This is a genomic window from Streptomyces sp. HSW2009, from assembly GCF_040240285.1.
Taxonomy (GTDB): domain Bacteria; phylum Actinomycetota; class Actinomycetes; order Streptomycetales; family Streptomycetaceae; genus Streptomyces.
Genome location: NZ_JBEHZD010000107.1, coordinates 1 through 17,738, shown reverse-complemented (window position 1 = coordinate 17,738; position 17,738 = coordinate 1). Strand labels below are relative to the sequence as shown.

Sequence of the window (17,738 nt, the reverse complement as noted above, 5' to 3'; positions counted from 1 at the left end):
GGGGCGGGGGGCGGGGGGGGGGCGCCCCCCCGGCCCGCGCAGCTGGCCTGGGGGGGGGGGGGGCGCCGGGCCGCGCGCCCCCCCCCCCCCCGCCCCTCTTCCGGCCCGCCCGTGGCCTCCTCCGCGCTTCGGTCTTCTCCCTGCCCCCGGTCTCCCCGGCGACAGGGAGGCGCGCCGGAGGCGACGGGCGGGCCGGCAGGCGATTGCCGCTGCCGCGGCAAGGGAGCAGTAACGCGTCACCGGACGGGGCACGGCCGATGTCCTCGGCCGCGCCCCGTCCTGCTTTTTGTTACGGGCGCTCCGTACGGCGCGGGCGCGGGCGCTCCGCGCGGAAGCGTCACGGGCATGCGGGCGCCCCGCCCGTGTCAGCCCGGACGACACCCTCGCGGGCCCCCCCCGCGGGGAGGGCATCACAAGGCACCCCGCCGGGCACCATCGCCGGCGCCCCGTACGCGCCAGCCCGTACGCGTCAGCCCGTACGACATCGGCTCAAGCAAACCGCCCGGGACGAGTACCACCCGCACCCCGCCCGGGGAAGGGCATCGCGCGCCCGCGCGTGGGAAGGAAAGGCGTTCCTTACTCCCCCACCTGTCCGTCGGCCAGTTCGCGCACCACGTCGAGTTGGCCGACGTGGCGCGCGTACTCCTGGAGGACGTGGAAGAGGGTCCAGCCGAGGGTGGGGGCCTCCTCCTCGGTGGTGAAGCGGCCACCGAGGCTCGCGCGGCGTTCGGCCGGGATGCCGGCGGCGATCTCCCGGGAGCGGGCGCACTGCCTGCGGTGTTCGGCGAGCACCTGCGCCACCGACTCGTCGTCCGCGACGTGCCAGCGGTCCGCGGGGCCGCGGTCGCCCCAGGCCCGCTCGGGCGTCATCGTCGTACCGCAGAACCCCCAGACGAACCAGCGCAGTTCGACGTGGGTCAGGTGCTTGACCAGTTCCAGCGGCGTCCAGCCCGACGGCAGTCTGCTGGACCGCAGCTCCTGCTCGCCCAGCCCGTCGACCTTGCGGCGCAGGGCGTCCCGGTAGTAGTCGAGGTAGCCGTCGAGCAGCGCGCGTTGGTCGGTCAGGGACCTGGGCGGTTCCTCGCGCGGTGCGCCGGTGCGGGGCGCCGGGCCCTGGTCGGCGGCGGGGTCGGCAGCGGTGTCGCGGGAGGCTGCTGGGTTCGTCATTCCATGATCGTACGGAGCGGGGCCGCCGGCCGGGCGGGACCGGGCGAAGACGCCGCGGCGGGCCCCGGTCCGGCCAACGGATGCGTGGGGGTGGCCGGGAAGCGCCGTCGGGGCGCCGGGCGGGGCCGGGCGGTCCAGCGGGGCGCATGGGGCGGATGTGACGGGTGGGGAGCAGTCCGCCGGAGAGTGCCGTCGGGCCGCCCAGGCAGCGGCGGGACGGGCGGCGGGGCGCGGGCCCGGGGCCGCACGGGGCGCGCGGGAGAGGCGAGTTGACGCCTCATCCGTTATACGGACGGCATCGTTTCGTCAACGGACGGTTTTTGGACAACTTCCTGACGCGCCCCTGACATGTACATCGAGACGGTGGCACTCTTCCCCTCGTCCGCCACGCGGCTCCCCCACAGCACCGCACCGCGCGACGGTCGCTCGTCACACCACCAGCACGTCGGGTCCCGCGCTGTCCCCGCAGGCACACGTCGCACTCGGTGCCCCCGACCGGTCGGTCCCCTGCCGCCCGGCGGCGTCGCCCGCGGCGTACCAGCGCTACCGCCCCCGTGCCCCTCCCCCCACGCGCTGTTCCTGCTCCGCTTCGCTCTGCCCGGACGACCACCCAGCCGCCCGGCCACCTTGGCCGCCGCCACCCGCGGCGGCAGTAGAAGGAGTCCCGCGTGAGACGCACCCCCCATCGGCGGACGGCCGCGACCGGCGCATTCGTCGCCATCGCCGCCATGCTCGCCGTCGGCATGCAGGCCACCAACGCCACCGCCGACCCCGACGAGCGCGCCACCGACCGGTCAGCCCCGATGTCCAGCGCCGCCAAGCCCGACCCGGGCGCGGTGCCCGTCAAGCTCTCGCCGGCCAAGCGGGCCGAGCTGCTGCGCGAGGCCGACGCCACCAAGGCCAAGACCGCCAGTACGCTCCGGCTCGGGGCGAAGGAGAAGCTGGTCGTCAAGGACGTGTCGCTGGACGCGGACGGCACCACGCACACCCGCTACGAGCGCACCTACGACGGCCTTCCGGTGCTCGGCGGCGACCTCGTGGTCCAGGAGACGAAGACCGGCCGGTTCGAGACGGCGGCCAAGGCCACCAAGGCCAAGTTGCAGGTCGCGTCGACCACCGCCACCGTGCGGCCGGCGGCGGTCAAGGAGTCGGCCGAGCGGCTGGCGCGGGCCGACGACAGCAAGAAGGTCGCGACCGACAAGGCCCCGCGCAAGGTGATCTGGGCGGCGTCCGGCAAGCCGGTGCTCGCGTACGAGACGGTCGTGGGCGGGCTCCAGAAGGACGGCACGCCGAACCAGCTCCACGTCATCACCGATGCCACCACCGGCAAGAAGATCTTCGAGTACCAGGGCATCCAGAACGGCACCGGCAACAGCCAGTACAGCGGCCAGGTCCCGCTCGGCACCTCGGGCAGCTCCGGCTCGTACAGCCTGACCGACACCGGGCGCGGCAACCACCGCACGTACAACCTCAACCGGGCCACCTCGGGCCAGGGGACGCTGTTCACCGACCCGGACGACACCTGGGGCGACGGGACCGGCAGCCACACCCAGACCGCGGCCGTCGACGCGCACTACGGTGCGGCGCTGACCTGGGACTACTACAAGAACGTGCACGGCAGGTCGGGCATCAGGGGCGACGGCGTGGGGGCGTACTCGCGCGTCCACTACGGCACCAACTACGTGAACGCGTTCTGGGACGACTCCTGCTTCTGCATGACCTACGGCGACGGCTCGGGCAACACCAAGCCGCTGACCTCGATCGACGTGGCCGCGCACGAGATGACGCACGGCGTCACCTCCAACACCGCGGGGCTGGTCTACAGCGGTGAGTCCGGCGGCCTCAACGAGGCCACCTCCGACATCTTCGCCGCGGCCGTCGAGTTCTACGCGAACAACCCGAACGACCTCGGCGACTACTACGTCGGCGAAGAGCTCAACATCAACGGCAACGGCTCGCCGCTGCGGTACATGGACAAGCCGTCCAAGGACAGCCGGTCCAAGGACAGCTGGTACTCCGGCATCGGCAGCATCGACGTCCACTACTCCTCCGGCGTCGCCAACCACTGGTTCTACCTGGCCTCCGAGGGCAGCGGCGTCAAGGAGCTCAACGGCGTCAGGTACGACAGCCCGACCTCCGACAACAAGCCGGTGACCGGCATCGGCCGGGCCAACGCGGAGAAGGTCTGGTTCAAGGCGCTCTCCCAGCGGATGCGCTCCAACACCGACTACAAGGGCGCCCGCGACGCGACCCTGTGGGCGGCCGGTGAGCTGTTCGGCACCACCAGCGTCGAGTACGCCGAGGTGGCCAACGCCTGGGCCGCGGTCAACGTCGGCCAGCGGGTGCCGGTGCCCGGCGGCGTCACCATCACCGCCCCCGGCGACCAGACCAGCGTGGTCAACAAGGCCGTCAGCCTCCAGATCAAGGCCACCAGCTCCAACGCCGGCGCCCTCAGCTACGCCGCCAGCGGCCTGCCGGCCGGCCTGACGATCAACGCGAGCACCGGTCTGATCTCGGGCACGCCGACCACGGTGGGCACCAGCCAGGTGACGGTCACCGTGACGGACGCCAGCAACAAGTCGGCCAACGCGCCGTTCAAGTGGACGGTCAACGAGGCCGGTGGCGAGTACGAGAACACCGACGACGTGCAGATCCCGGACGGCGATGACGCGATCACCTCGTCCATCACCGTCAACCGCAGCGGCAACGCCAGCGCGGCCCTGAAGGTCGGCGTGGACATCGTGCACCCCTACCGCGGCGACCTGGTCATCGACCTGGTGGCACCGGACGGTACGACCTTCCGGCTGAAGAACTCCAGCGCGTACGACTCGGCGGACAACGTCACCGAGACGTACACCGTGAACGCCGGCTCGGTGGTGGCCAGCGGCACCTGGAAGCTCAAGGTGCAGGACCTCTACTCGTCCGACACCGGTCACATCAACAGCTGGAAGCTGACCTTCTGACCGGAAGTCGGCCCGCTAGGCGGTCGGCGACCCGAGCGCGTCCCGTGCCCCGCGCGCCGCGGTGAGCGCGTGAGCGGTGGCAGGACGCGGTGACGCGCGCCCCACAGCAAGGCGCCCCACAGCAAGGCGCCGTCCAGGGAGAGTACGTTCCCCTGGGCGGCGCCTTTCCCATGCCTGGAGCCCCTGCCGGGGTCGGTCGGCGGCGCGTCCTCTCCCGTGCGGCGCCGTTTCCGCGTGGAGCCTCCTGCGGGGTCGGTTTCGGGTCGGTCCCGGTCGTCCCCCGGCTCGCCGTCGATCCGGGCCGCACCCGCACCGACCTGCGCACTTCGGGCTGTTGGGGCCGCTCGCCGCGGCCCGGCCGCGTACCAACAACCGACAAAGAATCGACACGCACGCTTCGCACCAGTGACATGTACGCGTCCGGTGTGGCAGTCTGCCCAGGCGTTTCACCCACCTCTTGTGTGACCGGTCGGCCCCCATGCCGTCCGGTCCAGCCCCCCACGGCAAGAAGGAGTTCGCATGCGCACGACCTTCGGCATACCCACCTCCCGGCGCACCCGCCGCGCCGCGGTCGCCACCGGCGCGGTCGCCGCCGTCGCGGCCCTGGTCGCCCCCGGCCTGTCCGCCGGCCCCGCGGGCGCTTCCGACGCCTCGTCATCGGCCACCGCCCGCACCCTGACCGCCTCGCAGCGCGCCGAGTTGCTGCGCGAGGCCACCGCGACCACCGCGCGGACCGCCGACGCGCTGGGCCTGGGCAACCAGGAGAAGCTGCTCGTCAAGGACGTCATCGAGGACCGCGACGGCACCACCCACACCCGCTACGAGCGCACCTACGCCGGCCTTCCGGTGCTCGGCGGCGACCTGGTGGTGCACGAGGCCAGAAGCGGCAAGGTCAAGGACGTCACCAAGGCGACGAAGTCGACCATCAAGGTGGCCACGACGACCGCGAAGCTCGCCCCGTCCGCCGCCGAGCGGACCGCGATCAAGGCCGCGCAGGCCGACGACGCCAAGCTGGCCAAGGCCGCGACGGCGCCCCGCAAGGTGGTCTGGGCCGCCGACGGCGCACCGGTCCTGGCGTACGAGACGGTCGTCGGCGGCGTGCAGCAGGACGGCACGCCCAACCAACTGCACGTCATCACCGACGCCAACACCGGCAGGAAGATCTTCGAGTACCAGGGCATCAAGAACGGCACCGGCAAGAGCCAGTACAGCGGCCAGGTGCAGCTCGGCACCAGCAAGCAGGGCAGCGGCTACACGCTGACCGACGCCGGCCGCGGCGGCCACCGCACGCTCAACCTCAACCACAGCCAGAGCGGCCAGGGCCAGGCGTTCACCGACACCGACGACGCCTGGGGCACCGGCTCGGCCAGCGACCCGCAGACCGCGGCCGTGGACGCACACTACGGCGCGGCGTTGACCTGGGACTACTACAAGAACGTGCACGGCCGCAACGGCATCAAGGGCGACGGCAAGGGCGCCACCTCGCGCGTGCACTACGGGAACAACTACCAGAACGCGTTCTGGGACGACTCCTGCTTCTGCATGACCTACGGCGACGGCGCGGGCAACACCCACCCGCTGACCTCGATCGACGTGGCCGCGCACGAGATGAGCCACGGCGTCACCTCCAACACCGCGGGGCTGGTCTACCGGGGCGAGTCCGGCGGCCTCAACGAGGCCACCTCCGACATCTTCGCCACGGCCGTCGAGTTCCACGCGAAGAACCCCGAGGACGTCGGCGACTACCTCATCGGCGAGGAGATCGACCTGCGCGGCAACGGCACCCCGCTGCGCTACATGGACAAGCCGTCCCAGGACCGCGTCTCGCTCGACTACTGGAGCCGCAACGCCGGCAACGTGGACGTCCACTACTCGTCCGGCATCGCCAACCACTGGTTCTTCCTGGCCTCCGAGGGCAGCGGCGCCAAGGAGATCAACGGTGTGAAGTACAACAGCCCGACCGCCGATGGCAGCGCGGTGCAGGGCATCGGCCGGGAGAAGGCCGAGAAGATCTGGTTCAAGGCGCTCACCACGTACATGACCTCCACCACGAACTACGCCGACGCCCGCAAGGCCACCCTGAAGGCGGCCACCGACCTGTACGGCGCGAACAGCGCCGAGGTCAAGGGCGTGGCCGCGGCCTGGACCGGGGTCAACGTCAAGTAACGCACCGGCCGGCGCCGCCCGCGCCCGACACGGGCCGGCGCGGCGTCACGGCTGCCGCCGCAGCCGCAGGGGCGGGCCCGGGGAGTGGTTCCCCGGGCCCGCCCCGGGCGTTTGCGCGCGCCGCGTCGTCACGGGACTGCGTACGGGTTGTCTGCGTACGGGTCTGCGTACGAGTCACGGCTGCGCGGGCCGCGGCTACGCAGGTCCGCCAGGTTCTGTCGGTGCGTCAGGTCGCGTCAGCGCATGACGAGCCCGGCTTCTTCGGCCGTGTGCTCGGTGGGGACGGCGACCAGGCCGAGTTCGGCGGGGCCGGCGAGGAGCGGATGCGCCGGCAGCACCCGGACCGTGTAGCCGTAGGGACCGGTGCGGTCCAGGGTGAGCGGGCCCGCGTACGTGACGTGGCCCTCCAGGGTGGGCCCGCCGACCGGCTTGAGCGGCACCGTGCGGGCCGCGCTGATCCGGTCCGCCTCGTCCACCCGGCCGGCCACCGCCTGCACCTCGACCTCGTCCGGGGCCAGGCCGCCGAGCGAGACCCTGACCCGCAGCGTGAGCGTCGCCCCGAGTTCGACGGTGGCGTGCTGCTGCGCCGGGGCGTGCTCGGTGGTGGGTGTGCCCGGCGGCACCGGGGGCGCGGCGGGGGCGCCGGATGCGGCCGGGGCGTCAGATGCCGCGGATACCGCAGACGCCGCAGATGCGTGAGGCGCCACAGGCGCGTGCGATGCAGCAACTAGCTTGTCCTGTGCGGGAGTTGGGCGCTCCGCGGCCGGTTCGCGGTCGGCCTTGACGTGGTCGACGGCCACATCGGGCCAGGCGGCGCGCACCCGGGACTTCCAGTGGGCGACGTCCGCCGCGGCGGGGCCCTGGGTCACCCGGTGGGCCCGGGCGGCCGGTACGTACAACCGGTCCACGTACTCCTGCACCATCCGGCCCGCCAACACCTTCGGCCCCAGTTCGGTGAGGGTGCGGCGGACCATGGCCAGCCAGCGGTCGGGCAGTCCCGCGGCGCCGCGCTGGTAGAAGCGCGGGGCGACCTGGTCGGCCAGCAGGTCGTAGAGGGCGGCGGCCTCCAGCGCGTCGCGCCTGGCCTGACCGGGCCCGGTGGGGTCGGCGCCGTCGGGCCCGGCGTCGGCGGTGGGGATGGCCCAGCCGAAGTCCGGGTCGTACCACTCGTCCCACCAGCCGTCGCGCACCGAGAGGTTGAGCGCGCCGTTGAGTGCGGCCTTCATGCCGGAGGTGCCGCACGCCTCCAGCGGGCGCAGCGGGTTGTTCAGCCAGACGTCGCAGCCGGGGTAGAGCCGCTGGGCCATGGCCATCCCGTAGTCGGGCAGGAAGACCAGCCGGTGCCGCACCCGCGGGTCGTCCGCGAACTGCACCAGCTCCTGCACCAGCCGCTTGCCGCCGTCGTCGGCCGGGTGCGCCTTGCCCGCCACCACGATCTGCACCGGCCGCTCGGGGTGCAGCAGCAGTTCGAGCAGCCGCTCGCGGTCGTGCAGCATCAGCGTGAGCCGCTTGTACGCCGGGACGCGGCGGGCGAAGCCGATGGTGAGCACGTCGGGGTCGAGCACCCCGTCGATCCAGCCGAGTTCGGCCCGGTCGGCGCCGCGCTCCAGCCAGGAGGCGGCCAGCCGCCGGCGCACCTCGGCGACCAGTTGCCCGCGCAGCGTGCGGCGCACCCGCCACAGCGCGGCATCGCTCCAGGCCGCGCCGGCGGCGTAGGGGGCGGTGGCGTACGGGGCGGCGGCGCGGCGGGGGTCGGTGCGGGGCGCGTCCGCGCGGGGGGCGTCCGTCCGCGCGGTGTCCGTGCGTGTGGCGTCCGTGCGGAGGGCGTCGGTACGCGTCGTGTCGGTGCGCGTGGTGTCCGTACGAGCCGTGTCGGCGGTCAGGCGGGCCAGTTCGGGGGCGACCCAGGTCGGGGCGTGCACGCCGTTGGTGATGGCGGTGATGGGCACGTCGGCGGCGTCGAACCCGGGCCACAGGCCGGCGAACATCTGCCGGCTGACCTGCCCGTGCAGCGTGGAGACGCCGTTCGCCCGCTGGGCCAGCCGCAGCCCCATGACGGCCATGTTGAACAGGCCGTCCTCGCCCCCGGGGTAGGTCTCGTCGCCCAGCGCGAGGACCCGGTCCAGGGGTAGTTCGGCCAGTTCGGCGCCGCCGTTGCCGCTGCCGCCAGCGCCGCCGCCGTCGCCGATGTGCCGGGCGACGAGGTCGCGCTCGAAGCGGTCGATGCCGGCGGGCACGGGGGTGTGCGTGGTGAAGACGGTGCCGGCGCGCACCGACTCCAGGGCCGCGTCGAAGTCGGCCCCGGCGGCCATCAGCTCCCTGATGCGCTCCAGGCCGAGGAAGCCGGCGTGCCCCTCGTTGGTGTGGAACACCTCGGGCTCCGGGTGCCCGCTGTGCGCACAGTACGCGCGCACCGCGCGCACGCCGCCGATGCCCAGCAGCATCTCCTGGAGCAGCCGGTGCTCGCTGCCGCCGCCGTACAGCCGGTCGGTGACGTCCCGCTCGTGCGGGGCGTTGTCGGCCACGTCCGAGTCGAGCAGCAGCAGCGGCACCCGGCCCACGTCCGCCCGCCACACGTGGGCGTGCAGCGAGCGACCGCCCGGCAGGGCGAGCACGATGCGCACCGGCTGGCCCGCCCCGTCGCGCAGCAGCGTCAGCGGCAGCTCGTCCGGGTCGAGCACCGGGTAGTGCTCCTGCTGCCAGCCGTCGCGGGAGAGCGACTGCCGGAAGTAGCCGTGCCGGTACAGCAGCCCGACGCCGATCAGCGGCACGCCGAGGTCGCTGGCGGACTTGAGGTGGTCGCCGGCGAGGATGCCGAGCCCGCCGGAGTACTGCGGCAGCGCGGCCGTGATGCCGAACTCGGGCGAGAAGTACGCGATGGCCTGCGGCGGGGCGCCGAGCACCGGATCGTCCGCCGGGGCGCCCACCGGATCGCTCGCCGGGCCGTTCGCCGGGGCGGGCGCGGGCCGCTCGGTCCGCTGCTGGTACCAGCGCGGTCCGGTGAGATAGCCGCGCAGGTCAGCGGCGGCGGTGTCGAGCCGGTGGAGGAACTCGCGGTCCGCGGCGAGTTCGGCCAGCCGGTCGGCGGAGACGGAGCCGAGCAGCCGCACCGGGTCACCGCCGGCGGCCCGCCAGCCCTCCGGGTCGACGGACTGGAACAGCTCACGGGTCTCGGGATGCCAGGACCAGCGCACATTGCGGGCGAGGTCGCTGAGGGGACGGAGGTCTGCCGGGAGGACGGGGCGCACGCTGAAACGACGAATGGCCTTCACGCTGCGCAAAGGTAGCGGCGGCCACCCGACCGATTCGCCGTTAACCGCTACGTTTCTTCATTTCCCTACCGATACGTCCATTTCCCCGACCTCTGGACGCCCTGAACGAGTGACGCGGGGCGGGACGGGGCGACGGGGCGACGGTCGGGGCGGGGCGACGGTCGGGGGCGGGGCGACGGTCGGGGGCGGGCCGGATGGCCGGCGGGGCTCGGCGGCTGGCGGGGCGGCCGAGCTGGCTGGCCGGAGGTGGGGCCGGGCGGCAGGGGCGGGGTAGGGCGACGGGGCGGGGGCCGCCGGGGTGACGGGGCCGGAGGCGGTGGAGAGCGGGCGGCCGACCCGTGGTGCGTTGCCTGTCACTGACAGGGGCAGGCAAACGCGGCCCACCCTGGCGGAGACTGGTGGACATGGACGCACCCGCCGAACTGGCCAACTTCCTCCGCACCCGCCGCGCCCGGCTCCAGCCGGAAGACGTCGGCCTGGTCTCGTACGGGGGGCGGCGGCGGGTGCCGGGGCTGCGGCGCGAGGAGTTGGCGCAGTTGGCCGGCGTGAGCGTGGCGTACTACACGCGCCTGGAGCAGGGGCAGAGCGGCAACGCTTCGGACGGGGTGCTGGACGCCATCGCCCGCGCGCTGCGGCTGACCCCCGACGAACACGCCCACCTGCGCAATCTGGCCCGCCCGGCGCGGCCGGCGCGCCGACCGGCGCCGCGCACCGTCTCCGCGCACCCCGGCACCCGGCAGCTCGTCGCGGCGATGGCAGCGGTGCCGGCGCTCGTCCTCGACCCGCAGTACGACGTGCTGGCCTGGAACCCGCTCGGGCACGCCCTGATGGCCGGCCACCTGGACTTCCGGGCCCCGGAGCGCCCCGCCGAGCGCCCCAACACCCAACGGCTGCTCTTCCTCGACCCGCACGCCCGCGAGCTCTACCCGGAGTGGGAGACCGAGGCCAGGCGGGCGGTCTCGGCGCTGCGCCTGACCGCGGGCGCACATCCCGACGACCGTCAACTTGCCGAACTGGTCGGCGAGTTGACGATGAAGAGCAGCGAGTTCGGGGCGCTGTGGTCGCGGCACCCGGTGCGCGGCTGCACGAGCGGCGTGAAGTCCTTCCACCATCCGCTGGTGGGGCCGCTGGAGCTGTCGTTCCAGATGATGGTGCTGCCCGACGCCGGTGGGCAGAAGCTGATGGCGTTCAGCGCGGAGCCCGGGTCGCCGTCGGACGCGGCGTTGCAGTTGCTCGCCAGCACCGTGTCCACGACGCTGCCTGTCACCGAGCCCACGCCCCCGTCCGCGGCTGAGCCTTCCGCGCCGTCCGCACCGTCCACCGACCGGTCGGCCCAGGACCGGTAGGGCCCCGCCCCGGCAGACCCCAGCCCGGCCCGTCCACCCCAGTCCAACCCGGCCCCGCCCCGACGCCACGGGGGCGGGGCCGGCCGCGGCGTACCCGCGCGCCCCGTACGCGGAATCCCGCCCGCGACGTCCCCACCAGCGGCGTCCCCGCATGCGCCGCCCCACCCACGGCATCCCGTACGCGCCGCCCCCACCGCAGCGCCCCCGTACGCGGCATCCGTACGCGGGCACCGCCGCTCCCCCACCCGCAGCGCCCGTGCCCCGTACGCCCCAGACCGTCGCCGGCGCCGTCGCCGGCCCCGTGCCGGTGCCCCGCGCCATCCCCCCACCTGGGTGAACGCGCCCCACCGTGGCCCCGTCCGTCCCGGGGTGGGGGCGGGGCCAGCCGGTAGAAAGAAGGCCCATGCCCCGTACGCCAGCATGCCGTTAGGTGATCCCATGATCGGCCGTATTCCCGTGTTGGACGTCCGCCCGCTCGTCGACTGCGGCAGGCGCCAGGCGAAGGCGGTGGTGGGCGAGACGTTCGAGGTCAGCGCCACCGTCTTCCGCGAGGGCCACGACGCGGTCGGGGCCAATGTGGTGCTGCGCGACCCCGCCGGGCGCAGTGGCCCCTGGACCCCGATGCGCGAGCTCGCGCCCGGCACCGACCGGTGGGGGGCGGACGTCACGCCCGAGCGCGAGGGCCGGTGGACGTACACGGTCGAGGCGTGGAGCGACCCGATCGGCACCTGGCGGGCGCACGCCAAGGTCAAGGTGCCGGCCGGCATCGACACCGAGCTGGTGCTCGCGGAGGGGGCCGCGCTGCACGAGCGCGCCGCCGCCGACGTACCGAAGACCGCCGGCCGCGAGGCCGTGCTCGGCGCCGTCGACGGGCTGCTGGACGAGGCCAGGCCGGTGGCCGACCGGCTCGCCGCCGCGCTCGCCCCCGAGGTCGTCGCCGCGCTCGCCCGGCACCCGCTGCGCGAACTGGTCACCACCTCGCGCCCGGCGCCGCTCCAGGTGGAACGGGAGCGCGCCCTGTTCGGCTCCTGGTACGAGCTGTTCCCGCGGTCCGAGGGCGCCGTGTGCACGCCGGGCGCCCCGCCGGTCAGCGGCACCCTGCGGACCGCGGCCGAGCGGCTGCCCGCGGTCGCCGCGATGGGCTTCGACGTGGTCTACCTGCCGCCGATCCACCCCATCGGCACCGCCTTCCGCAAGGGCCCCGACAACGCCCTCTCCGCCGGCCCGCACGACGTGGGCTCACCGTGGGCGATCGGCTCCGCTGCCGGCGGGCACGACGCGGTCCACCCGGACCTGGGCACCCTCGCGGACTTCGACCACTTCGTGGCCAAGGCGCGCGAGCTGCGGCTCGAAGTGGCCCTCGACTTCGCGTTGCAGTGCTCGCCCGACCACCCGTGGGTGACCAGCCACCCGCAGTGGTTCCACCGCCGCGCGGACGGCTCGATCGCGTACGCCGAGAACCCGCCGAAGAAGTACCAGGACATCTACCCCATCGACTTCGACGCCGACTTCCCCGGCATCGTCCGCGAGACGCTGCGCGTGCTGCGCTTCTGGATGGCGCGCGGGGTGCGGATCTTTAGGGTGGACAACCCGCACACCAAGCCGGTGGTGTTCTGGGAGAAGGTCATCGCCGACATCAACCGCAGCGACCCCGGGGTGATCTTCCTCGCCGAGGCGTTCACCCGGCCCGCCATGATGCACACCCTGGCCGCGGTCGGCTTCCAGCAGTCGTATACGTACTTCACCTGGCGCACCACCAAGCGGGAGCTCACCGACTACTTGACGGAGCTGGCCGGCGAGGCCGCCGCCTGCATGCGGCCCAACCTCTTCGTCAACACCCCCGACATCCTGCACGCGTACCTCCAGCGCGGCGGCCGGGCCGCGTTCGAGATCCGGGCCGTGCTCGCCGCGACGCTCTCCCCCACCTGGGGCCTGTACGCCGGCTACGAGCTGTGCGAGAACACGCCGCTGCGCGCGGGCAGCGAGGAGTACCTGCACTCCGAGAAGTACGAGCTGCGCCCGCGCGACTGGGCCGGCGCGGAGCGCGCAGGGGCCACCCTCACCCCGCTGATCACCACGCTCAACCGGCTCCGCAGGCACCACCCGGCCCTGCGCCAACTGCGCAACCTGCGCTTCCACCGCACCGACAACGACGCGGTGATCGCCTACTCCAAGCGGGTGCCCGAACGCAGGTCCGACCCGGAGGCGGCGCCGCGGGCCGGGGCGCAGGGGCGGCGGCCGGCGGATGCGGCGCCCCCGCGCGTCACCCCCGGGGACTGCGTGCTGACCGTGGTCAACCTCGACCCCCACCACACCCACGAGGCCACGGTCTCGTTGGACATGCCAGAACTCGGCCTCGACTGGCACGAGTCCCTGTCGGTGCGCGACGAGCTCACCGGCACCACCTACCACTGGGGCAGCGACAACTACGTGCGCCTAGAGCCGGGCAGCGGCATCGCGCCCGCGCACGTGTTCTCGCTGCGACCGTCCTCACCGATCGGAGGGTCACCCACACCATGATCGTCAACGAGCCCGTCCAGGACACCTTCGAGGACACGCCGGCCGGGGAGCGCCATCCCGACTGGTTCAAGAGCGCCGTGTTCTACGAGGTGCTGGTCCGTTCCTTCCAAGACAGCAACGGGGACGGCATCGGCGACCTGAAGGGCCTCACGTCCAAGCTCGACTACTTGCAGTGGTTGGGCGTCGACTGCCTGTGGCTGCCGCCGTTCTTCGCCTCGCCGCTGCGCGACGGCGGTTACGACGTGTCCGACTACACGGCCGTCCTCCCCGACTTCGGCGACCTGGCCGACTTCGTCGAATTCGTCGACGCCGCGCACCACCGCGGCATGCGCGTGATCATCGACTTCGTCATGAACCACACCAGTGACCAGCACGAGTGGTTCCAGCAGTCGCGCACCGACCCGACCGGCCCTTACGGCGACTACTACGTCTGGGCCGACGACGACAAGCAGTACCCGGACGCGCGCATCATCTTCGTCGACACCGAGGCGTCCAACTGGACCTTCGACCCGGTGCGCAAGCAGTACTACTGGCACCGCTTCTTCTCCCACCAGCCGGACCTCAACTTCGAGAACCCGGCCGTGCAGGACGAGGTCATCGCGGCCCTGCGGTTCTGGCTCGACCTCGGCATCGACGGCTTCCGGCTGGACGCGGTGCCCTACCTGTACGCGGAGGAGGGCACCAACTGCGAGAACCTGCCGCGCACCCACGCCCTCCTCAAGCGGGTACGGGCCGAGATCGACGCGCACTACCCGGACACGGTGCTGCTGGCCGAGGCCAACCAGTGGCCGGAGGACGTCGTCGACTACTTCGGCGACTTCCGGCGCGGCGGCGACGAGTGCCACATGGCGTTCCACTTCCCGGTGATGCCGCGCATCTTCATGGCGGTGCGCCGCGAGTCCCGCTACCCGGTCTCGGAAATCCTCGCCAAGACGCCGGCCATCCCGTCCGGCTGTCAGTGGGGCATCTTCCTGCGCAACCACGACGAACTGACGCTGGAGATGGTCACGGACGAGGAACGTGACTACATGTACGCGGAGTACGCCAAGGACCCGCGGATGCGGGCCAACATCGGCATCCGGCGCCGGCTCGCCCCGCTCCTGGACAACGACCGCAACCAGATCGAACTGTTCACCGCGCTGCTGCTGGCGCTGCCCGGATCGCCGATCCTCTACTACGGCGACGAGATCGGCATGGGCGACAACATCTGGCTGGGCGACCGGGACGCGGTGCGCACCCCGATGCAGTGGACGCCGGACCGCAACGCCGGGTTCTCCTCCTGCGACCCGGGGCGGCTGTTCCTGCCCACGATCATGGACCCGGTCTACGGCTACCAGGTGACCAACGTCGAGGCGGCCATGAGCAGCCCCTCGTCCCTGCTGCACTGGACCCGGCGGATGATCGAGATCCGCAAGCAGAACCCGGCGTTCGGGCTCGGCTCCTTCACCGAACTGCCCTCAAGCAACCCCGCCGTGCTGGCGTTCCTCCGCGAGTACGGCGACGACCTGGTGCTGTGCGTCAACAACTTCTCCCGGTTCGCCCAGCCCACCGAACTCGACCTGCGGGCCTTCGACGGCCGCCATCCGGTGGAGCTCATCGGCGGCGTGCGCTTCCCCGCCATCGGCGAACTGCCGTACCTGCTCACCCTCGCCGGGCACGGCTTCTACTGGTTCCGGCTGCGCCCCGCCGACGGGGCGGAGGCGGCTGGCGCCGCGGCGCCGCTCGGTAGCAGGGCGCCGCTCGGTGGCGCGGCGTCTCTGGGCGGCGCGGCACGTTGACGTGGCGCGGCGACCCGAGGTGGCGCGCGCCCTCGCATACGGGCGCGGTGCCTGTGCGTCGGAGCGCGGTACGTCCGCGTACGGGCGCGGTGCCTCCCTGTCGGAGCGCCGTACGTCCGCGTACGAGCCCGGCACCTCCTTGTCGGAGCCCGGCACCTCCCCGTCGGAGCGCGGTGCCTCCGCGTCATGGCGCGGCGCGTCGGCTGCGCGCGGCGCTCCGGTGACGTCCTGAAGTAGCTCTCCCATCCGATGCGGGGGGTCGACCCCCCGCCGCACCCCGGCCGCGGGCCACATCCCGCCCCACCCGCACCCTCCGCACCGCAGCGGGCGCACCCCCACCACATGGGTGCCGCCCGCCGGCCCGGGGCCCGTTCCGCGCCGTACCCCCGGGCGCCCCGTTCCGCACCCGGCGTTCCGCACACCGCCCGGCCTCGGTCTGCGCGCCCCGTCTCGAACACGGGCCGCCTCAAACGCGGCCCGTCTCGTACGCGGCCCGGCCCCCTCCGTGCGCGACGTCCCGCCAGAGCCCGCCCGTTCCGTACGCGGCTGCCGCCCGTGGGCGGGGCCTGTGGCTCCGTCGGGCGCTCCCCGAGGTACTTCCACAGCGCGCCGCCGCCGAGAAAATGACGCGATATTGGACACTTCGTCCTATCTGTCGTGTGCCCCGGGGAAAGGACGCGACGTCATGCCGGACGCCTCGATGTCCCGGGGGACACCCCCCACACCCCCGCACGTCCCGTCGGCGGGGGCGGCTCGACCGGGCCCGTCAGGCCCGTCAGGCCCGTCAGGCCGGCCGGGCCCGTCGGCCCGTACGGCCGCACGGGTCGACAGCGGGCTGTTGGCCTCGCTCGCGCCGCTGTTGCTGGCCTGGTTGCCAGAGCAGCGGTGGTTCGCCGGCAAGGGGCGGCCGATCAGCGGGTTCAGCCTCGTCTCCGCGACGGAGCTGCTGCCCTGCGCGGCCCGCGACGGCTCGCCCGGCCTGCTCCATCTGCTGGTACGCGCCCATCAGGGGGAGCCCGACGATGCCCCGGAGACGGGCGCGGGCGCGGACCAGGGCGTGGGTGCCGGCCCGGGCGCGGACCCAGGTGCGGACCCGGGCGCCGGTGGGGAACTCGGCGGGGCGGCGGGGCGCGGCGCCGTACCGGACACGGGGCGGGACGGGGCTCACACGCGGCAGAACGGGGCCGGTACGGGGCGGGACGGGGCTGGCACAGGGCGGGACGGGTCCGGGGTGACGAAACCATCCTGCTGGGCCGGGGCCAGGCCGCGGACCGCCCCGGCCGACTGCTATCAACTGCTGCTCGGCGTGGTCCCGACACCGCCCACCGACGCGCCGCCACCGGACCCCGGTGCGGCGGGCACCGCCACGGCGGGCCCGGGCCCGGCCACCGACCCCGACACCGGCCCCGGGCCCGGCACGGAGCGCGCCACGACCGACCCGGCCGCCAGGGCCGCAGCCACCACCGTGCTCGCCACCGGCCCCGGCCTGCCGCCGCACCGCGTCCCCTCCCCCATCGGCCGGCCGGCGAGCGGGCCGCTGCGCGGGGCGCTGCTCTACGAGGCGCTGGCCGATCCGCGGCTGGCCACGGTGTTGCTCGAACGGCTGCGGCTGCCCGGCGCGTGCGGGCCGCTGCGCTTCCACCTGGCCCCCGGCGCCGGCATCGAGCGCGGCCTCGCGCCCCGGCCGCTCGCCGCCGCGCAGTCCAACTCGTCGGTGGTGTACGGCGACGCGTACATCCTGAAGGTGTTCCGGCGGATCGCCCCCGGCATCAACCCCGATCTGGAAGTGGCGCTCGCGCTCGCCCGCTCCGCCTGTGGCCGGGTGCCGGCCCCCCCCGCCTGGTTCGAGGCGAGCGCCGCCCCGTACCCGGTCGGTGGCGGCGGCACCGCGGGCACGGCGGGTGCGGGGCCCGGCGGCGGGCCGGCCGTCGGGGGTGCGGGCACGTTCACGCTCGGGCTGCTCCAGCCGTACCTGGCCGGCTCCGTCGACGGCTGGCAGTTCGCGCTGGACGACCTGGCCGGCGGCGGCGACTTCGGGGCCGCGGCGCACGCGCTCGGGCGGGCCACCGCCGAGGTGCACCTCGCGCTCGCCCGGTCGCTGCCCACCACCTGGCTGCGCCGCTCGCAGCTCGAAGGGCTCACGGCCGCGATGTCGGACCGGCTCGACGCGGCGGCCCGCGCCGTCCCCGAGCTCCGCCCGTACCGCACTGCGCTCCGCAGCGCGTACGCCGATCTCGCCGTGCTCGGGGCCGACGGGCGCGGCCTGCCGGTGCAGCGCATCCACGGCGACCTCCACCTCGGGCAGGCGCTGCGCCACGCCGACGACGGCCGGTGGAGCCTGATCGACTTCGAGGGCGAGCCGGCCAGCCCACTGGCCGAACGGCGGCGCCCACAGCCGGTGGTGCGCGACATCGCGGGGATGCTCAGGTCGTTCGAGTACGCGGCGGCGGTGGGCGCGCGCACCGCCACGGGCCAGCCCGGGCCGGCCGGCGCCGCGGTCACCGACCCCGGGGCGTGGGGGGGGGG

At 73.9% G+C, this 17,738-nt stretch carries 8 protein-coding genes; 6 read left to right on the top strand and 2 right to left on the bottom strand.

The features are described 5' to 3' along the window. Positions 1-576: 576 nt before the first annotated feature. Positions 577-1,167 carry a DinB family protein gene (locus AAHZ94_RS11280; protein WP_349992651.1) on the bottom strand — a complete coding sequence of 197 codons (591 nt, stop codon included), beginning with the start codon at positions 1,165-1,167 and terminating at the stop codon, positions 577-579. Positions 1,168-1,835: 668 nt separating this feature from the next. On the opposite strand from AAHZ94_RS11280, the gene AAHZ94_RS11275 reads away from it, so the two are divergent. Together AAHZ94_RS11275 and AAHZ94_RS11270 are read left to right on the top strand one after the other, a co-directional pair. Then, complete coding sequence (locus AAHZ94_RS11275) at positions 1,836-4,130, top strand: M4 family metallopeptidase (protein ID WP_349992650.1); 2,295 nt, start codon at positions 1,836-1,838, stop codon at positions 4,128-4,130. A gap of 519 nt (positions 4,131-4,649) precedes the next feature. Beyond that, entirely contained in the window at positions 4,650-6,296 is a 1,647-nt protein-coding gene (locus tag AAHZ94_RS11270; RefSeq protein ID WP_349992649.1) for a M4 family metallopeptidase, read from the top strand. A 236-nt stretch (positions 6,297-6,532) separates the two neighbouring features. Here the strand turns inward: AAHZ94_RS11270 and glgP are convergent, their stop codons facing one another. After that, positions 6,533-9,568 (bottom strand): alpha-glucan family phosphorylase, encoded by a 3,036-nt coding sequence (glgP, locus tag AAHZ94_RS11265; protein WP_349992647.1) that lies wholly within the window; start codon positions 9,566-9,568, stop codon positions 6,533-6,535. A gap of 404 nt (positions 9,569-9,972) precedes the next feature. Between glgP and AAHZ94_RS11260 the strand changes: the two genes are divergently transcribed. From AAHZ94_RS11260 to AAHZ94_RS11245, 4 genes are all read left to right on the top strand, one after another. Further along, positions 9,973-10,914 (top strand): helix-turn-helix domain-containing protein, encoded by a 942-nt coding sequence (locus AAHZ94_RS11260; protein ID WP_349992645.1) that lies wholly within the window; start codon positions 9,973-9,975, stop codon positions 10,912-10,914. A gap of 438 nt (positions 10,915-11,352) precedes the next feature. Continuing rightward, the gene (locus AAHZ94_RS11255; RefSeq protein WP_349992644.1) at positions 11,353-13,434 is read left to right on the top strand and encodes an alpha-1,4-glucan--maltose-1-phosphate maltosyltransferase; all 2,082 of its coding nucleotides are present in this window, start codon (positions 11,353-11,355) and stop codon (positions 13,432-13,434) included. Then, the gene (treS, locus tag AAHZ94_RS11250) at positions 13,431-15,212 is read left to right on the top strand and encodes a maltose alpha-D-glucosyltransferase (RefSeq protein ID WP_349992643.1); all 1,782 of its coding nucleotides are present in this window, start codon (positions 13,431-13,433) and stop codon (positions 15,210-15,212) included. Before AAHZ94_RS11255 ends, treS begins: the two co-directional genes overlap by 4 nt. Before the next feature lie 838 nt (positions 15,213-16,050). After that, positions 16,051-17,738: maltokinase N-terminal cap-like domain-containing protein (locus AAHZ94_RS11245; RefSeq protein WP_502964645.1), on the top strand; the 1,688-nt coding region annotated here is incomplete at its 3' end.